The organism is Neisseria sp. RH3002v2g, assembly GCF_014596425.2.
Classification (GTDB): Bacteria; Pseudomonadota; Gammaproteobacteria; order Burkholderiales; family Neisseriaceae; genus Neisseria.
The window spans coordinates 267,254-284,456 of sequence record NZ_CP110721.1; the positions used below are offsets into that span (position 1 = coordinate 267,254).

Consider the following 17,203-nt stretch of genomic DNA (forward strand, 5'->3'; position numbering starts at 1 on the left):
TTTGAATACTCAGGCCGTCTGAAACAGTTTTTCAGACGGCCTGAGTGTTATAATTGTCAACACTTTTCAAATATCCTATCAGGAGAAACAGCGTTATGAACAATTCAGTCATCACTGTCATCGGTAAAGACCGTGTGGGCATTGTGTACGACGTTTCCAAAATTTTAGCGGAAAACCAAATCAATATTCTCAACATCAGCCAACAGCTGATGGATGATTTTTTTACCATGATTATTTTGGTGGACACTTCAAAATGCACCAAATCGCGTCAAGAAGTTTTGGATTTGTTTGCGGAAGAGAGCAAAAAACTCGCGCTTGATATCCGTATGCAAAACGAAGAAATTTTCCAAGCCATGCACCGTATTTAAGTCGGAGGGAGAGTCATGAGTATTCAATCCGGCGAGATTTTAGAAACCGTCAAAATGGTGGCCGACCAGAATTTTGACGTGCGCACCATTACCATCGGCATTGATTTGCACGACTGCATCAGCAGCGATATCAATGTGTTGAACCAAAACATTTACAATAAAATCACCACGGTCGGCAAAGACTTGGTCGCGACGGCGAAACATCTGTCTGCCAAATATGGCGTGCCGATTGTGAATCAGCGCATTTCCGTCACGCCGATTGCCCAAATCGCCGCGGCCACCCATGCTGATTCTTACGTCAGCGTGGCGCAAACTTTGGACAAGGCAGCCAAAGCCATCGGCGTGTCTTTTATCGGCGGTTTTTCCGCGCTGGTGCAAAAAGGCATGTCGCCTTCAGACGAAGTGCTGATCCGTTCCATTCCCGAAGCGATGAAGACTACCGATATCGTGTGCAGCTCCATCAATATCGGCAGCACGCGTGCCGGTATCAATATGGATGCGGTCAAGCTGGCAGGCGAAACCATCAAACGCACGGCTGAAATCACGCCTGAAGGTTTCGGCTGCGCTAAAATCGTCGTGTTCTGCAATGCAGTGGAAGACAATCCGTTTATGGCGGGTGCGTTTCATGGTTCGGGTGAAGCGGATGCCGTTATCAATGTCGGCGTATCCGGCCCGGGTGTCGTAAAAGCCGCGTTGGAAAATTCAGATGCAACGACATTGACCGAAGTTGCGGAAGTAGTGAAGAAAACTGCTTTCAAAATTACCCGCGTGGGCGAACTCATCGGCCGCGAAGCCTCAAAAATGCTCAATATCCCATTCGGTATTCTCGACTTGTCATTGGCACCAACCCCTGCTATTGGCGACTCGGTGGCGCGCATTCTTGAAGAGATGGGCTTGAGCGTCTGCGGTACGCACGGCACGACGGCTGCCTTGGCATTGCTGAATGATGCCGTGAAAAAAGGTGGCATGATGGCTTCCAGCGCGGTCGGCGGTTTGAGCGGTGCGTTTATCCCTGTTTCGGAAGACGAAGGTATGATTGCTGCTGCCGAAGCCGGTGTGTTGACACTGGATAAACTCGAAGCCATGACCGCCGTCTGCTCCGTTGGTTTGGACATGATTGCCGTCCCCGGCGATACGCCTGCTCATACCATTTCCGGCATCATCGCCGATGAAGCCGCCATCGGCATGATCAACAGCAAAACCACTGCCGTGCGCATCATTCCGGTAACCGGTAAAACCGTCGGCGACAGCGTTGAGTTCGGCGGCCTGTTGGGCTACGCGCCTGTAATGCCGGTTAAAGAAGGCTCATGCGAAGTATTCGTCAACCGAGGCGGCAGAATCCCGGCTCCGGTTCAGTCAATGAAAAACTGATTGGATTGATGAATAAAAAAGGCCGTCTGAAATTGATTTTCAGACGGCCTTTTATTTTCGCAGGCTGATTATTTAAACATATTTTTAATAATGCCCATTACACTGCGGGAAATAGCGTTGGTCACTTGGCGGTTGATTTGGCTGCCGATGGCGTCGGCAACGTTGTAGCCCAAACCTTGGCCGGATTTTTTACGTCCGCCGCTCAAGCCGCCGATTAGTCCGCCGAGGATGCCGGGATCGGCATTGGCAGCTTCTTTTTCTGCAGCTTTTTGCGCTTTTTCCTGCTCTTTGGCGGCATTTGCGGCTTCTTTTTCAGCGGCAGCTTGGCTGTCTGCTTCGGCCAATGCTTCAAAAGCGGAGTAGTTGTCCACCATGTCTTTATAGGTTGGATACAAATCGTCGTTTTGGAACAAGCGGTTGCGCTCTTCTGCGGCAAGCGGGGTCAGGGCGGATTGAGGCGGCAGGATGAGGGCACGTTCTACCGGATCGGGCATACCTTTTTCATCAAGGAAAGAAACGAGGGCTTCGCCGACGCCGAGTTCGGCAATCGCTTCGGCAACTTTGATGTTTGGGTTGCTGCGGAAGGTTTCGGCAGCAGCTTTAACTGCTTTTTGGTCGCGCGGTGTGAAGGCGCGCAGGGCGTGTTGTACGCGGTTACCCAATTGTCCGAGGATGGTATCGGGCAAGTCGAGCGGGTTTTGGGTGACGAAATATACGCCCACGCCTTTGGAACGGATCAGGCGTACAACTTGTTCGATTTGTTCGACCAGCGCATTGGCGGCATTGTCGAACATCAAATGCGCTTCATCGAAGAACATCACGAATTTTGGTTTGTCCAAATCGCCGACTTCGGGCAGGGTTTCAAACAATTCTGCCAGCATCCACAGCAAAAACGCGCTGTACATACGCGGCGAGCGCATCAGTTTTTCGGAGTTAAGGATGTTGATGATGCCTTTGCCGTTGTCGGTTTGCATCCAGTCTTGCAGGTTGAGGGAAGGTTCGCCGAAGAATTTTTCTGCGCCTTCGTTTTCCAAAGTCAGCAGTTGGCGTTGAATCGCGCCGATACTGGCGGCAGAAACGTTGCCGTATTGCGTGCGGTATTCCGAAGCGTGGTCGGAAACGTGTTTCAGCATGCTGCGCAGGTCTTTCAAGTCCAGAATGTGCCAGCCTCTGTCATCGGCAACTTTGAACACGAGGTTCAACAAGCCTTCCTGCGTGTCGTTCAGGTTCATCAGGCGGGCCAAAAGCATAGGGCCCATTTCTGAAACAGTTACGCGTACGGGAATACCGGTTTCGCCGTAAACATCCCAAAAACGCACGGGGAAATTTTGCAGCCATTGTTCGCCCAAATCAAACTCGGCGATGCGTTCGCCCACTTTGCCGCTGTTGGCACCGGCTTGCGCGATGCCTGACAAATCGCCTTTGACATCGACCAAGAATACGGGGACGCCTTCGCTGCTGAAGGCTTCCGCCATGCGGCGCAGGGTCACGGTTTTACCCGTACCGGTCGCGCCGGCGATCAAGCCGTGGCGGTTGGCCATTTTGCCTTGGATTTCGAGCGTTTTCCCGTCGGCACGCGCAATTTGAAATGTAGTCATGATTATTCCTTAGAATCCGTGATGTGAAACAATGTGTTGTCTTAAAAAACAAGCATTTTAACGTTTGCCGCGGGGGGATTCAACCAAACGAAGTTTCAGACGGCCTTAAGTTTTGCAAAGGTTTTTGTGCAGTGATTGGACGGGGTTGAAATCTGCTATAATTCCATCCAATCCGCAACCGTCTGACAAGGCGGTTGTTTTCTTTGTTTTTTGAATATTTGTTACGAAAGCGAAAATCGGAATGACTGCACAACAAGCCCCTTTGGGCGAAAAAACCATGGCCGTGCTGATGGCGATGTTGGTCGCGCTGATGCCGTTTTCTGTCGATGCTTATCTGCCTGCAATTCCCGAAATGGCAAAGTCGCTGGGTTCGGATATCCACCGCATCGAGCAAAGCCTGAGCTTTTTTATGTTTGGCGTGGCGTTTGGCCAGGTGGTCGGCGGTTCGATTTCGGATATTAAAGGCCGCAAACCGGTGGCCTTGGTGGGCTTGAGCATTTACTTTGCCGCCGTTATCGGTTTGACGATGGTGAATAATGTCGAGCAGCTGCTGAACTTGCGTGCCTTGCAGGCGTTTGGCGCGGGGATGACCGTGGTGATTTCCGGCGCGATGGTGCGCGATTATTATTCCGGACGCAAAGCCGCGCAGATGTTTGCCTTAATCGGCATTATTCTGATGATTGTGCCGCTGATGGCGCCGATGATTGGTGCAGGCTTGCAGAATTTGGGCGGCTGGCGCATGATTTTTGGTTTTCTGGCCTGTTATTCGCTGCTGCTTTGGGGTTTGATGTGGTATTTCCTGCCTAAGCCGCACCAAAAAGGCAAAATCAGCATGGACGTGTTCGGCGTGGTGGCCGGTAGGTTTAAACGTGTTTTGAGGACGCGTGCCGCGATGGGCTATTTGTTTTTCCAGGCTTTCAGTTTTGGTTCGATGTTTGCCTTTTTGACCGAATCGTCGTTCGTGTACCAACAACTGTATCATGTTTCGCCAAACCAATATGCTTGGATATTTGCGCTCAATATCATTACCATGATGTCGTTTAACCGCGTTACCGCATGGCGTTTGAAAACCGGTACGCATCCGCAAAACATCCTCAAATGGGGCATTATCGTCCAATTCGTCGCCAATTTGCTGATGGCTGTTTTGGTGTTGTTGCTGTCTTTGCCGCCTTTGTGGGCTTTGGTGTTGTGCGTGATGTTTTCAGTCGGTACGCAAGGCTTGGTCGGCGCGAACACTCAAGCCTGCTTTATGGGCTATTTCAGCGAAGAGGGCGGCAGCGCAAATGCCGTTTTGGGCGTGTTCCAATCCCTCATCGGCGCATCGGTCGGCATGGCCACGACTTGGCTGCATAATGGTTCTGCCTTGGTAATGGCCGGTATGATGTTGAGCTCGACCGTGTGCGGTATCGTACTGTTGTGGGTTTGCTCGCATCAGGCTTGGATGGAAAACGATAAAAAAGAATATGTTTAACCTTCAGGCCGTCTGAAAAACGGTTTCAGACGGCCTCGACTTTATATTGAAGAAATTAACCATGAGTACCAGCAAACAACGCCCCATCGGCGTATTCGATTCCGGCGTCGGCGGCTTGACCAACGTCCGCGCCTTGATGGAACGCCTGCCGATGGAAAACATCATCTATTTTGGCGATACCGCACGCGTTCCCTACGGCACCAAATCCCGCGCTACCATCGAAACCTTCGCCATGCAGATTGTCGATTTTCTGCTGGAAAACGATGTCAAGGCGCTCGTCATTGCGTGCAACACCATTGCCGCTGTTGCCGGACAAAAAATCCGTCAAAAAGCAGGCAATATGCCCGTATTGGACGTCATCTCCGCCGGCGCGGAAGCCGCTTTGCAAACCACCAAAAACAACCGAATCGGCATTATCGCGACCAATACCACCGTCAACAGCAACGCCTACGCGCGCGCCATCCATTCAAAAAACAGCGACACGCTGGTGCGCACGCAAGCCGCGCCCCTGCTTGTGCCATTGGTGGAAGAGGGCTGGCTCGATCACGAAGTTACCCGCCTGACCGTGCGCGAATACCTGAAGCCGCTTTTGGCCGACGACATTGATACGCTGGTGTTGGGTTGTACCCACTTCCCATTGCTCAAACCGCTTATCGGCCGCGAAGCACAAAACGTCACCTTGGTCGATTCCGCCATCACCACCGCCGAAGCCACCGCCAAAGCCTTGGCGCAAGCAGGTTTGCTGAACACGGAAAACGACAATCCGGATTACCGCTTCTACGTCAGCGACATCCCACTACGCTTCCGCACCATCGGCGAACGTTTCTTGGGCAGAAGTATGGAACAAATTGAAATGGTTACATTGGGTTGATGGGTAATATTAAAGGCCGTCTGAAATTTCAGACGGCCTTTTTGCTTTATAGCCAACTCGAACTTAAGCCATGAAATCCAAGCCTATGTCCAACGAGCGGCTGCTGTGGGTCAGATAGCCGAGGGCGATGCCGTTCACGCCGGTTTGCGCCACGCGCTTCAGGCGGTCGAAGCCGATGCCGCCCGATGCTTCGCAATAGACGGTGTGGGGGTGGGCGGTTTGCGTGTGGCAGCGGTTTGCGGCTTCTTTCAAGGTTTCGTCATCCATGTTGTCCAGCAAAATCCGTTCCGCACCCGCCGCGATGGCTTCGTCCAGTTGTGCCAACGTGTCCACTTCGATTTCCACGCAGGTCAACGGTCCGACCGCCTGTTTTGCCTGCTGCACGGCTTGGGCGATGCTGTCGCAATAGGCAAGATGGTTGTCTTTGATGAGCACGGCGTCGTCCAAGCCCATGCGGTGGTTTACGCCGCCGCCTGCCCTGACGGCGTATTTTTGCAGGACGCGCAGCAGGGGGATGGTTTTGCGGCTGCATACGATGTCTGTGCCGTATTCGGCGACTTCGGCAACGGCACGCGCAGTGGCGGTGGCGATGCCGCTTAAGTGCGTGAGGTAGTTGAGCGCGGTGCGTTCGGCGGCGAGCAGTGCGCGGGCGTTGCCTTCGACGGCAGCCAGCGTCTGACCTGCGCGGACGGTTTGCCCGTCTTGGATTTCAGCTTGAAAGCGGACGGACGGATCCATCGTCTGAAAGGCGAGGCGCGCCAAGTCCATGCCGGCGATGACGCCGTCTTCGCGGCTGACGAGGAAGAGTTTGGCGGTTTTGTCTGGTGCGATAACGGCGGCGGACGTAATGTCGCCGCGCCTGCCCAAATCTTCGCTCAGGGCTTGTTCGATCATGGAGCGCAACAGGGTGTCGGGCAGGGGGAAGAGGGTGTTTTCAGACGGCATGGGGTTTCCTTTGTTGAAAAATATTGGTGTTGCACCGATGGGGTAAAACTTCATTTTATAGTGGATTAACAAAAACCAGTACGGCGTTGCCTCGCCTTAGCTCAAAGAGAACGATTCTCTAAGGTGCTGAAGCACCAAGTGAATCGGTTCCGTACTATCTGTACTGTCTGCGGCTTCGTCGTCTTGTCCTGATTTTTGTTAATCCACTATAGGCCGTCTGAAAACGGGCTAACGGCTGCCCAGCGGCAGTCCGATGTCCGAAATCAACCTGTCGGGCAGGACGTCGTCGCGGAAGCGGTAAAGCTGCGCGGGACGGCCTTTGCTGCCCGATACGCCGGTATCCGACGGCTCGATGAGGTTTTGCTGCTGAATCTGGCGGCGGAAGTTTTGCTTGTGCAGCAATCTGCCGCTGATGGCTTCGACGCTGTTTTGTAGTTGCAGCAGCGTGAATTCGGGCGGCATCAGTTCGAAAATCACGGGGCGGTATTTGATTTTGGCGCGCAGGCGGGACAGGGCGGTCGCCAACACGCGGCGGTGGTCGTGGCGCATGTGCTGCCCCGTGAGCGCGAAGTCGAAGTTTGCCTGCGGCTCGGCGGCTTCCGCTATCAGGCCGCTTTCATACAGCATTTCATAGCGTTGCAAAACGTATTCTTCCGACCAGTTTTCCGGTTCGACCCCCCAGCACAAGTGAATGCGCTTGAGCCGCTTTTGGCGCACTTCCTCGGTGTCCGCCGAGTTTGCCCAAATGCGCAGGCGGCTGACGATGGCGTCGCGCTGCCCGCCATCGGTACGCAAATCTTCCCACGGGAAATAACTGTAGCAGTCCTGCCATTTCGCATCCGGGTGCAGGATGCTGTCGGCGGCCTCGCGCACCAGCCCCAGATAGCTGACGTACAAGACAGGCAGGCCTTGCTCGTTTTGACGGCGCGTATCGACAAAGGTGTAAAGCTGTTCTACATAACCCATAGGCTGAGATGTCTGCTTGGCGACCCACATCCTGACCCCTGCCTGCAAGGAGTGGCGAAGCGGAGCAAGCAGGCCGTTGGGCAGCAGCGCTCCTTGGGCAACGGTCAAAACCCTCAAGCTGCCGTTTGTAATGGCGATCAGTACAGGAACCAGTTCGACGATACTTTGCGTATTGGCTGCTGTTTCAGGATAGGCATCCATGCGTGGCTTTCATTCAAGAGAAAACCTTATTGTAAACCAAAGCGGTTTTCAGACGACCTTGCATATTATACTCAAGTTGAGCATAATATAAAAACTATTTGAAACATAGACGGCAAACCTTTATGCCGTCTGAAAAACAGCCACAAGGAAACATCATGCAAACCGCCGCCCGCCGCTCGTTCGACTACGATATGCCCCTCATTCAGACGCCGACTTCCGCCTGCCAAATCCGTCAGGCGTGGGCGAAGGTTGCCGACACGCCCGACCGCGAAACGGCAGGTCGTCTGAAAGACGAAATCAAGGCCTTGCTGAAGGAGAAAAACGCGGTCTTGGTGGCGCATTATTACGTTGATCCGCTGATTCAGGATTTGGCTTTGGAAATGGGCGGATGCGTGGGCGATTCGCTGGAGATGGCGCGCTTCGGCGCGGAACACGAAGCCGATACATTGGTGGTGGCAGGTGTGCGCTTCATGGGCGAGAGTGCGAAAATCCTCTGCCCTGAAAAAACAGTGCTGATGCCTGATTTGGAAGCGGAATGTTCCTTGGATTTGGGTTGCCCGGAAGAGGCGTTTTCAGCGTTTTGCGACCAACACCCCGACCGCACGGTGGTGGTGTACGCCAACACTTCCGCCGCCGTGAAAGCGCGTGCCGACTGGGTGGTCACGTCTTCGGTGGCGTTGGAAATCGTGTCGTATTTGAAATCGCGTGGCGAGAAGCTGATTTGGGGGCCCGACCGCCACCTCGGCGACTACATCCGCCGCGAAACGGGCGCGGATATGCTGTTGTGGCAGGGTTCGTGCATCGTCCACAACGAGTTCAAGGGGCAGGAACTGGCGGCGTTGAAGGCGGAACACCCCGACGCGGTGGTGCTGGTTCATCCCGAATCGCCGCAAAGCGTCATCGAACTGGGCGACGTGGTCGGCTCGACCAGCAAGCTGCTGAAAGCCGCCGTATCGCGTCCCGAAAAAAAATTCATCGTGGCGACCGACTTGGGCATCCTGCACGAAATGCAAAAGCAGGCGCCCGACAAAGAATTTATCGCCGCCCCGACGGCGGGCAACGGTGGAAGCTGCAAAAGCTGCGCGTTCTGCCCGTGGATGGCGATGAATTCGCTGGGCGGCATCAAACACGCCCTGACAGGCGGACACAACGAAATCCTGTTGGACAGAAAGCTGGGCGAAGCCGCCAAACTGCCTTTGCAGCGTATGCTCGACTTCGCGGCAGGGCTGAAGAAAAAAGATGTGTTCAACGGCATGGGCCCCGCCTGATTTGCCGTCCATATTGCCGTTTCAGACGACCTCTCAAACAAGGACAACACCATGCAAACCGATTGCGACGTATTGATTGCCGGAAACGGGCTGGCGGCACTGACGCTCGTCTTGTCGCTGCCTGAATCGTTCCGCATCATTATTTTGTGCAAAAACCGGCTGGACGATACCGCCAGCCGTCATGCACAAGGTGGGATTGCGGCGGCGTGGTCGGGAGAGGACGACATCGGAAAACATGTTGCCGATACTTTGGAAGCGGGCGCGGGTTTGTGCGACGAAGCCGCCGTCCGCACCATCCTGTCGCAGGGCAAACCGGCAATCGAATGGCTGCTGGCGCAGGGCGTGGCGTTCGACCAAAATAATAACGACCTGCACCTGACGCGCGAAGGCGGGCATACCTGCCGCCGAATCGCCCACGTCGCCGACTACACGGGCGAAGCCGTCATGCAGAGCCTGATTGCTCAAATACGCTGCCGCCCGAACATCCGCGTTTGCGAGCGGCAGATGGCGTTGGACGTCCAAACCGAATCAGGCGCGGCATGCGGACTGACCGTCCTCGACCGCCGAACGCAAGAAACCTACCGCATCCGCGCCCGCCATACCGTACTCGCAGGCGGCGGCTTGGGACAGATTTACGCCGCCACCACCACGCCGCCCGAATGCACGGGCGACGCTATCGCCATGGCGATACGCGCAGGCTGCACAGTTGAAAACCTCGAATTTATCCAATTCCACCCTACAGGCTTGGCAAGGCCGTCTGAAAACGGCCGCACCTTCCTGATTTCCGAAGCCGTGCGCGGCGAAGGCGGTATCCTGACCAACCAATCGGGCGAACGGTTTATGCCGCATTACGACCGCCGCGCCGAACTCGCGCCGCGCGACATCGTTGCCCGCGCCATCGCCGCCGAAATCGCCAAGCAAACGCAAGACTTCGTCTCGCTCGACATCAGCCATCAATCCGCAGCATTCGTCCGTCAGCATTTTCCGTCCATCCATCGATACTGCCTGTCCCAATGCGGCTTGGACATCACGCGCCAGGCCATCCCCGTCCGCCCCGTGCAACACTACACCTGTGGCGGCATCCAAACCGACCCCTGCGGCAGAACCTCCCTGTCGCAGCTCTACGCCTTAGGTGAAACCGCCTGCACAGGGCTGCACGGAGCCAACCGCCTCGCCAGCAACTCCCTGCTCGAATGCGTCGTGACCGCCAGACTTGCCGCCCAAACCATCGCGGACGGACAAGCGTTCCAAACCGCGCCGTCCCAAAGGTCGTCTGAAAACTCCACCGCCGAAGCAGGCATCTTTTCAGACAACCTTCAAAACACCTTCAGCCGCTCCGTCCTGCAAGCGTTCAATCAACGCCATCTGGGCATCCTCCGCAACGATACCGGCCTGCGCCGCGCCATCGCCCAACTGCGGCTTTGGAAGCAAAACCAAACCGCGCCGCACACCGCGTCCGAATACGAAAACCGCAACCTGATAGAATGCAGCCTCGCCGTCGCCCAAGCCGCATACGCAAGGCGGCAAAACATCGGCGCGCATTTTAATAGTGATTGTTAAGGTTGGCAGGTAAGAGAAAATCGTTCAAATAAATCTGAATGGCATAGTTAAGAAATTGGCATTCAGTTTTTATGGTTGCGTAAGTTGGGTTATCATTCTGTTCTAAAAGCAGAAAGGCCGTCTGAAATATTTTTCAGACGGCCTTTTTACTTCCTTAATATTTTATCTGCCTGACTGTTCCCACACGTTTTGCAGGTAGGCGTAGGTCAGGTCGGCGGTGTCGGACACCAGCGCGATGTCGCTGCCCAAGTCTTCAGCTTTGCCCACGCCGATGGGCAAGGCGCCGGCGGCTTTGATGGCGGCGACGCCGGCGGCGGCATCTTCAATGCCGATGCATTGGCGGATGTCCGCGCCCACGCCCTCGGCGGCAGCAAGGAAGATGTCGGGGGCGGGTTTGGAATGCGCGACGGCGGCAGGGTCGGCGACGGCGTCGAAGAAGTGGGTCAGCCCCATGCGTTCTAGCAGGAACGGGCCGTTTTTACTGGCGGACGCGAGGGCGATTTTTTTGCTGTTTGCCCTCAATGCTTCCAGCAGCGGCAAAATGCCGGGGTACACGTCTTCGGGTTTGACTGCCTGAATCATTTCGACGTAGTTGTCGTTTTTGCGGCTGGTCAGTTCGGAGAACTCGGCTTCGCTGACGGTTTTGCCGCCGTGTGCGAGGATGCGTTTGAGCGAATCGTCGCGCGACACGCCTTTGAGCTGCTCGTTAAACTTGCGGTCGATGCTGATGCCCAGTTCTTCGGCAAGCTTTTTCCATGCGCGGTAGTGGTATTCGGCGGTGTCGGTGATGACGCCGTCGAGGTCAAACAGGACTGCGGTAAAAGTCATTTTGCGCCCTCCTTATTTTTCCAACGCGACGGTGTGGCTGCCGTTGAGCGTGATGTCTCTGCCGTACACCTGCAAATCGAGCGGTTCGCCTTTGAGCAGGGTGAAGACGACGTTTTCTTTGCCGACGGCGACTTTAATCAAACGGCCGCGGTAGTTGATGTGGAAGGCATAGCCTGTCCACGCACTCGGCAGGAACGGTGCGAAGCTGAGTTTGCCGCCCCAGGTTTTCATTTGGGCGAAACCTTGGACGATGGCGAGCCACGAGCCGGTCATGGAGGTGATGTGCAGGCCGTCTTCGGTGTCGTTGTTGTAGTTGTCTAAGTCCAGGCGGGCGGTGCGCTGGTACATTTCCACGGCTTTTTCTTCTTTGCCCAGTTCGGCGGCAAGGATGGAGTGGATACACGGCGACAACGAGCTTTCGTGCACGGTCATCGGTTCGTAGAAGTCGAAGTTGCGGCGTTTTTCGTCCATATTGAAACGGTCGCCGAAGAAGTAGATGCCTTGCAATACGTCCGCCTGTTTGATGAAAGGCGAACGCAGGATTTTGTCCCACGACCATTTCTGGTTGAGCGGCAAATCGTCGGGCGAAAGCGCGGACACGGGGCGGATGTCTTTGTCGAGGAAGCCGTCGTGCTGTACGAATACGCCGAGTTCTTCGTCATGCGGACGGTACATATTCGCGCTGATGTCCGCCCATTTTTCCAACTCGGCGGCCCTCACGTTCAAATCCGGACGCGGGTATTTCGCCAAGGCTTCGCGGGTGTAGTCCAATACCCATGCGGCGAGGGTGTTGGTGTACCAGTTGTTGTTGATGTTGTTTTCGTATTCGTTCGGGCCGGTTACGCCGTGAATCATGTATTTGCCGTTGCGTTTGGAGAAGTGGACGCGGTCCGCCCAGAAGCGGGACACTTCGACCAAGACTTCCAAGCCTTCTTTGGCAAGATAGCTTTCATCGCCGGTGTAGTTGGTGTAGTTATAGATGGCGTAAGGAATTGCGCCGTTGCGGTGGATTTCCTCAAAGGTGATTTCCCATTCGTTGTGGCACTCGATGCCCGTAAACGTCACCATCGGATAGAGTGCGCCCGCCAAGCCCTGTTCGCGCGCGTTGTGCTGCGCCTGCGGCAGTTGGTTGCGGCGGTATTGCAGCAGGTTGCGGGTAACTTCGGGTTCCGCCAGTGCGAGGTAGAGCGGCACGGCGTAGGCTTCGGTGTCCCAATAGGTCGCGCCGCCGTATTTTTCGCCGGTAAAGCCTTTGGGGCCGATGTTCAGGCGCGCGTCTTCGCCGTAGTAGGTGGAGAACAGTTGGAACAGGTTGAAGCGGATGCCTTGCTGCGCTTCATCGCTGCCTTCGATAACCACGTCGGCGATTTCCCAACGGTGCAGCCAGCCTGCTTTGTGTGCGTCCAACAAGGTTTCAAATGCAACGCCTGCGATTTTTTCCGACAAGGCGCGGCCTGCGGCTTTCACCGCTTCCAAGCCCTGATAATCGCGGCTGGTGGTAACAATCACGCGTTTTTCAAAGGTTTTGGGTGTGCCGCCGACTTCGGCCTCGAAAGAATTAGAAACTTGCCAGTCGGTTTGGCTGCCGCCGAGGGCTTTGAAACTGCTAGCGAAGGTTTGCTCGGCGTTGACGATGAATTGCTCTACGCAGAAAGGATTGGCGACGGTTTGGGTGGCAATGTAGGAGCGGTCGTCTGAAACGCCTTTGTCCAATACCTGCCAGAATTTTTCTTCGTAGTTGGAGTCTTCGTTTTTCACATCAGCATCGATGATGGAATCGATGCGGACTTGGTGGGTTTTGCCGTCAACGGATACGGCTTCCCAGCGGATGAGAGCCAGCTCTTTTTGTGCGACCGACAGGAATTTGCACACATCGAAACGCACGCCGAATACGGTGAATGAGCGGCGCAACACGCCGTGCTGCATATCGAGTTCGACGGAGAAGTCGGCAACGTCGTTTTTCGCCAAGTCCACTTCTTGACCATCGACAAAGATTTTGACTTTGCTGAAATTGAGCGCATTGATGGCTTTGCCGAAATATTTGGGATAGCCGTTTTTCCACCAGCCGACGCGGGTTTTGTCGGGGAACCACACACCGGCGATGTAGGTACCCAAGTGACTGTCGGCGGAGTAGGTTTCTTCAAAGTTGCCGCGCATACCCATATAGCCGTTGCCCAAGCTGGTCAGGCTCTCTTGCAGCCGTTTGTGCTCTTTTTCCAGTTTTGTCGAACGCAGTGTCCAAGGGCTAACTTCCATGATTCTCGTGTACATTTATGAAGCTCCTGTTATTAAAATTGTCAGATCGGCAAAGGTTTCAGACGGCCTTTGCCGATGGTGTTGAAACGGATTATTCGCCGTGTGTCTCTTTAATCAGGCATACTGAGAAAGCCCCCATCAGCAAGACTGCGCCGGCAACCAAGAACATGGTTGCCTGATGGCTGCCCAGCATAGGGAAGAGGACGAAACTCAGCAGCGAAGCGACGATTTGAGGCATACAGATAGAGCCGTTGAACAGGCCCAAATAAGTACCCATGTGTTTGCCTGAGAGGGCATTGGTCACAATCGTCAGAGGATAGGTAATGATACCGGCCCACGCAATACCGATTAAGGTGTAAGACAACACCAGCGCGTATTGATTGCTGATGAAGAAAACGGAGAAGAAACCGAGCGCACCCAAAGCCAAGCAACCGAAATAACCGACTTTATGGTATTGATTCGGTACTTTTGCCAGAATAAACGAGCAGATAACGGCAGCAATGGATTGTACCGCCGCCAAAACGCCGTACCAGTTGCCTGCTTCTTGGTAGCCTACGGAGGAGGCATCGGTTGTCTGCCAAACGTTTTCCGCAATCGCGCCTGCCGAGTAAGTCCACATATATTGGAAGGCAAACCAGCAGAAGAATTGTACCAAAGTAACCGTCCAAAACGCTTTAGGCGCAGTTTTCAAAAGTTCGAACCAGTTGGCTTTTTCCTGATTCGCGGCGACATCGATGCCGTGATAGCGGGCGTAGGTTTCCGGATCGTATTCTTTGACTTTGAAGATGGTGAACGCACTGGTAATAATCAGCAACGCTGCGCCCACATAGAATGCTACGACCACGGTCTGCGGCACGACGCCTTTTTCGGCCGTGTTCGCCAAACCGATATACGCAAACACAAACGGCAGAATCGCCGCCACAACCGCGCCCGTATTCGCTAAGAAACTTTGAATCCCGTAGGCGTAGCTTTTCTGCTCCTCGTTGACCATGTCGCCGACCATCATTTTAAACGGCTGCATTGCCATATTGGAGGATACGTCCAACAGCGCAATCATCAGCGCACCAAACGACAAAGCCGCCAAGGAAGCGTAGCCAAAACCGAAGCTGCCCGAGTTCGGCATCAGAATCATGACGATGACCGCAATCAGCGTACCGTAAAGCAGATAGGGCAGACGGCGGCCGCCCAGGCGCGGCATCCAAGTGCGGTCTGAGTAGTAGCCCACAATTGGCTGAACCAACATGCCGGCCAATGGGGGCAGAATGAAAAACCAGCCCAAATTGTGCGGGTCGGCGCCTAAAGTTTGAAAAATTCGGCTCATTTGTGAGCTTTGCAGGGTAAAGGCCGTCTGAACGCCGAGATAGCCGAAGCTCAGCATCCAAATCGTACTTTTTGCCAGTGACGGCAAACCTTGTTTTGCTGTTTTTTGCGTATTTTCCGACATGAGGTAAATCCTTTTTTTAAAAAGTATTTTTATTGAGAAATCTGAAAGGTTCCTTGGTGTGGTGTTCTCTGTCGTTATTGTTTGTGTGCGTACTTTCAAGGATATTAGGTGCATTTTATGAAGCGCGCCGGATATTGGCAATGCCAGTTCAAGGATAAACTGGCTTAAATCAAATTTTCTGCGGTTTGGCATTGATACCGTCGGGCAATGAGGGTATCGGTTCGGCTCGGTGTATATTTTGATGCTTATTTCTATTTTCAGACGGCATTTGAACAAGCAAGTATTGGGGCAATAGGTTAAAATGGGCCGTCTGAAATTTGTTTGACGGAAACGAGAAAACTATGTCCCAACAATACGTCTATTCTATGCTGCGCGTGAGCAAGGTTGTGCCGCCGCAAAAAACCATTATTAAAGACATTTCCCTTTCATTCTTTCCTGGTGCAAAAATCGGTTTGCTCGGTTTGAACGGTGCGGGTAAATCTACTGTACTGCGGATTATGGCGGGCGTGGATAAAGAATTTGAGGGCGAAGCCGTGCCGATGGGCGGCATTAAAATCGGCTACCTGCCGCAAGAGCCTGAGCTTGATCCTGAGAAAACCGTGCGCGAGGAAGTGGAAAGCGGTTTGGGCGAAGTAGCTGCTGCGCAGAAACGCTTGGAAGAAGTGTATGCCGAGTATGCCAATCCTGATGCGGATTTTGACGCATTGGCGGAAGAACAAGGTCGCTTGGAAGCGATTATTGCGGCTGGTTCATCTACCGGCGGCGGTGCGGAACATGAATTGGAAATCGCCGCCGATGCGCTGCGCCTGCCGGAATGGGATGCCAAAATCGGCAATCTGTCCGGCGGTGAAAAACGCCGTGTGGCTTTGTGCAAACTCTTGTTGAGTAAACCTGATATGCTTTTGCTGGACGAGCCGACCAACCACTTGGACGCGGAATCTGTCGAATGGCTGGAGCAATTCTTGGTCCGCTTCCCCGGTACAGTCGTTGCTGTAACGCACGACCGCTATTTCCTCGACAACGCCGCCGAATGGATTTTGGAACTCGACCGCGGACACGGTATTCCGTGGAAAGGCAATTACTCGTCTTGGCTGGAGCAGAAAGAAAAACGCTTGGAAAACGAGGCGAAGTCTGAAGCTGCACGCGTGAAGGCGATGAAGCAGGAATTGGAATGGGTGCGCCAAAATGCCAAAGGCCGCCAAGCCAAGTCTAAAGCGCGTTTGGCTCGTTTTGAAGAAATGAGCAACTACGAATACCAAAAACGCAACGAAACTCAGGAAATCTTTATCCCTGTTGCCGAGCGTTTGGGTAATGAAGTGATTGAGTTTGTGAACGTTTCCAAATCGTTTGGCGATAAAGTGCTGATTGACGATTTGAGCTTCAAAGTACCTGCTGGCGCGATTGTCGGCATAATCGGCCCGAACGGCGCGGGTAAATCTACGCTGTTCAAAATGATTTCGGGCAAAGAGCAGCCTGATTCCGGCGAAGTGAAAATCGGCCAAACCGTGAAAATGAGCTTGATTGACCAAAGTCGCGAAGGTTTGCAAAACGACAAAACCGTGTTCGACAACATCGCCGAAGGCCGCGACATTTTGCAGGTTGGTCAGTTTGAAATTCCAGCCCGCCAATATTTGGGACGCTTCAACTTCAAAGGCAGCGACCAAAGCAAAATTGCAGGTCAATTGTCTGGTGGCGAACGCGGCCGTCTGCACTTGGCAAAAACTTTGTTGAGCGGCGGTAATGTGTTGCTGCTGGACGAACCGTCTAACGACCTCGACGTGGAAACCCTGCGCGCGCTGGAAGATGCATTGCTGGAATTTGCCGGCAGCGTGATGGTGATTTCGCACGACCGCTGGTTCCTCGACCGTATCGCTACGCATATTTTGGCTTGTGAAGGCGACTCTAAATGGGTGTTCTTTGACGGCAACTATCAAGAATACGAAGCCGACAAGAAACGCCGTTTGGGTGAAGAAGGCGCGAAACCGAAACGTATCCGTTATAAACCGGTAACACGTTAAGCAGGTTTGAACCAAAAGGCCGTCTGAAACTTTTAATG

At 53.9% G+C, this 17,203-nt stretch carries 13 protein-coding genes; 7 read left to right on the forward strand and 6 right to left on the reverse strand.

The annotated features are described in order from the left end of the window. The first annotated feature begins 95 nt into the window (after positions 1-95). Together BBP27_RS01295 and BBP27_RS01300 are read left to right on the forward strand one after the other, a co-directional pair. Positions 96-368: an ACT domain-containing protein gene (locus BBP27_RS01295; protein ID WP_003680574.1), complete on the forward strand. Its 273-nt coding sequence runs from the start codon at positions 96-98 to the stop codon at positions 366-368. A 15-nt stretch (positions 369-383) separates the two neighbouring features. Beyond that, positions 384-1,739, forward strand: a complete 1,356-nt coding sequence (locus BBP27_RS01300) for a PFL family protein (RefSeq protein ID WP_188211507.1) — start codon at positions 384-386, stop codon at positions 1,737-1,739. Between the two features lie 68 nt (positions 1,740-1,807). On the opposite strand, the gene BBP27_RS01305 is transcribed toward BBP27_RS01300, so the two are convergent. Then, positions 1,808-3,337 (reverse strand): helicase HerA-like domain-containing protein, encoded by a 1,530-nt coding sequence (locus tag BBP27_RS01305; protein WP_188211506.1) that lies wholly within the window; start codon positions 3,335-3,337, stop codon positions 1,808-1,810. Between the two features lie 241 nt (positions 3,338-3,578). Between BBP27_RS01305 and BBP27_RS01310 the strand changes: the two genes are divergently transcribed. Both BBP27_RS01310 and murI read left to right on the forward strand, forming a co-directional pair. Continuing rightward, on the forward strand, positions 3,579-4,808 hold the full coding sequence (locus BBP27_RS01310; protein WP_188211505.1) for a multidrug effflux MFS transporter: 1,230 nt from the start codon (positions 3,579-3,581) through the stop codon (positions 4,806-4,808). A gap of 61 nt (positions 4,809-4,869) precedes the next feature. After that, complete coding sequence (murI, locus tag BBP27_RS01315) at positions 4,870-5,679, forward strand: glutamate racemase (protein WP_188211504.1); 810 nt, start codon at positions 4,870-4,872, stop codon at positions 5,677-5,679. A 63-nt stretch (positions 5,680-5,742) separates the two neighbouring features. On the opposite strand, the gene nadC is transcribed toward murI, so the two are convergent. Further along, positions 5,743-6,624: a carboxylating nicotinate-nucleotide diphosphorylase gene (gene nadC / locus BBP27_RS01320; protein ID WP_188211503.1), complete on the reverse strand. Its 882-nt coding sequence runs from the start codon at positions 6,622-6,624 to the stop codon at positions 5,743-5,745. A gap of 228 nt (positions 6,625-6,852) precedes the next feature. Then, the gene (locus BBP27_RS01325; RefSeq protein WP_188211502.1) at positions 6,853-7,791 is read right to left on the reverse strand and encodes an NUDIX hydrolase; all 939 of its coding nucleotides are present in this window, start codon (positions 7,789-7,791) and stop codon (positions 6,853-6,855) included. A 155-nt stretch (positions 7,792-7,946) separates the two neighbouring features. Here BBP27_RS01325 and nadA point away from each other — a divergent pair, with 155 nt between their 5' ends. Together nadA and nadB are read left to right on the forward strand one after the other, a co-directional pair. Further along, positions 7,947-9,059, forward strand: a complete 1,113-nt coding sequence (gene nadA, locus BBP27_RS01330) for a quinolinate synthase NadA (protein WP_188211501.1) — start codon at positions 7,947-7,949, stop codon at positions 9,057-9,059. A gap of 51 nt (positions 9,060-9,110) precedes the next feature. Further along, positions 9,111-10,619, forward strand: a complete 1,509-nt coding sequence (gene nadB / locus BBP27_RS01335; protein ID WP_188211500.1) for an L-aspartate oxidase — start codon at positions 9,111-9,113, stop codon at positions 10,617-10,619. A 162-nt stretch (positions 10,620-10,781) separates the two neighbouring features. Here nadB and pgmB read toward each other — a convergent pair whose 3' ends face one another. The 3 genes from pgmB to BBP27_RS01350 all read right to left on the reverse strand — a co-directional run bounded on the left by pgmB (position 10,782) and on the right by BBP27_RS01350 (position 15,147). Continuing rightward, a complete protein-coding gene (pgmB, locus tag BBP27_RS01340; protein ID WP_188211499.1) occupies positions 10,782-11,447 on the reverse strand; it encodes a beta-phosphoglucomutase in 666 nt (221 codons plus the stop codon). Positions 11,448-11,459: 12 nt separating this feature from the next. Then, positions 11,460-13,718, reverse strand: a complete 2,259-nt coding sequence (locus BBP27_RS01345) for a glycoside hydrolase family 65 protein (protein ID WP_188211498.1) — start codon at positions 13,716-13,718, stop codon at positions 11,460-11,462. Positions 13,719-13,794: 76 nt separating this feature from the next. Continuing rightward, positions 13,795-15,147 carry an SLC45 family MFS transporter gene (locus BBP27_RS01350; RefSeq protein WP_188211497.1) on the reverse strand — a complete coding sequence of 451 codons (1,353 nt, stop codon included), beginning with the start codon at positions 15,145-15,147 and terminating at the stop codon, positions 13,795-13,797. A gap of 341 nt (positions 15,148-15,488) precedes the next feature. On the opposite strand from BBP27_RS01350, the gene ettA reads away from it, so the two are divergent. Then, entirely contained in the window at positions 15,489-17,165 is a 1,677-nt protein-coding gene (gene ettA / locus BBP27_RS01355; RefSeq protein ID WP_107769254.1) for an energy-dependent translational throttle protein EttA, read from the forward strand. Positions 17,166-17,203: the final 38 nt, after the last annotated feature.

Excerpts from the sequence above, each read along its gene's own strand:
- BBP27_RS01300 (WP_188211507.1), top strand. The coding sequence starts at position 384 with ATGAGTATTCAATCCGGCGAGATTTTAGAAACCGTCAAAATGGTGGCC.
- BBP27_RS01295 (WP_003680574.1), top strand. The coding sequence starts at position 96 with ATGAACAATTCAGTCATCACTGTCATCGGTAAAGACCGTGTGGGCATT.
- nadA (WP_188211501.1), top strand. The coding sequence starts at position 7,947 with ATGCAAACCGCCGCCCGCCGCTCGTTCGACTACGATATGCCCCTCATT.
- ettA (WP_107769254.1), top strand. The coding sequence starts at position 15,489 with ATGTCCCAACAATACGTCTATTCTATGCTGCGCGTGAGCAAGGTTGTG.
- pgmB (WP_188211499.1), bottom strand. The coding sequence starts at position 11,447 with ATGACTTTTACCGCAGTCCTGTTTGACCTCGACGGCGTCATCACCGAC.
- BBP27_RS01310 (WP_188211505.1), top strand. The coding sequence starts at position 3,579 with ATGACTGCACAACAAGCCCCTTTGGGCGAAAAAACCATGGCCGTGCTG.
- BBP27_RS01350 (WP_188211497.1), bottom strand. The coding sequence starts at position 15,147 with ATGTCGGAAAATACGCAAAAAACAGCAAAACAAGGTTTGCCGTCACTG.
- BBP27_RS01305 (WP_188211506.1), bottom strand. The coding sequence starts at position 3,337 with ATGACTACATTTCAAATTGCGCGTGCCGACGGGAAAACGCTCGAAATC.
- BBP27_RS01345 (WP_188211498.1), bottom strand. The coding sequence starts at position 13,718 with ATGTACACGAGAATCATGGAAGTTAGCCCTTGGACACTGCGTTCGACA.
- murI (WP_188211504.1), top strand. The coding sequence starts at position 4,870 with ATGAGTACCAGCAAACAACGCCCCATCGGCGTATTCGATTCCGGCGTC.
- BBP27_RS01325 (WP_188211502.1), bottom strand. The coding sequence starts at position 7,791 with ATGGATGCCTATCCTGAAACAGCAGCCAATACGCAAAGTATCGTCGAA.
- nadC (WP_188211503.1), bottom strand. The coding sequence starts at position 6,624 with ATGCCGTCTGAAAACACCCTCTTCCCCCTGCCCGACACCCTGTTGCGC.
- nadB (WP_188211500.1), top strand. The coding sequence starts at position 9,111 with ATGCAAACCGATTGCGACGTATTGATTGCCGGAAACGGGCTGGCGGCA.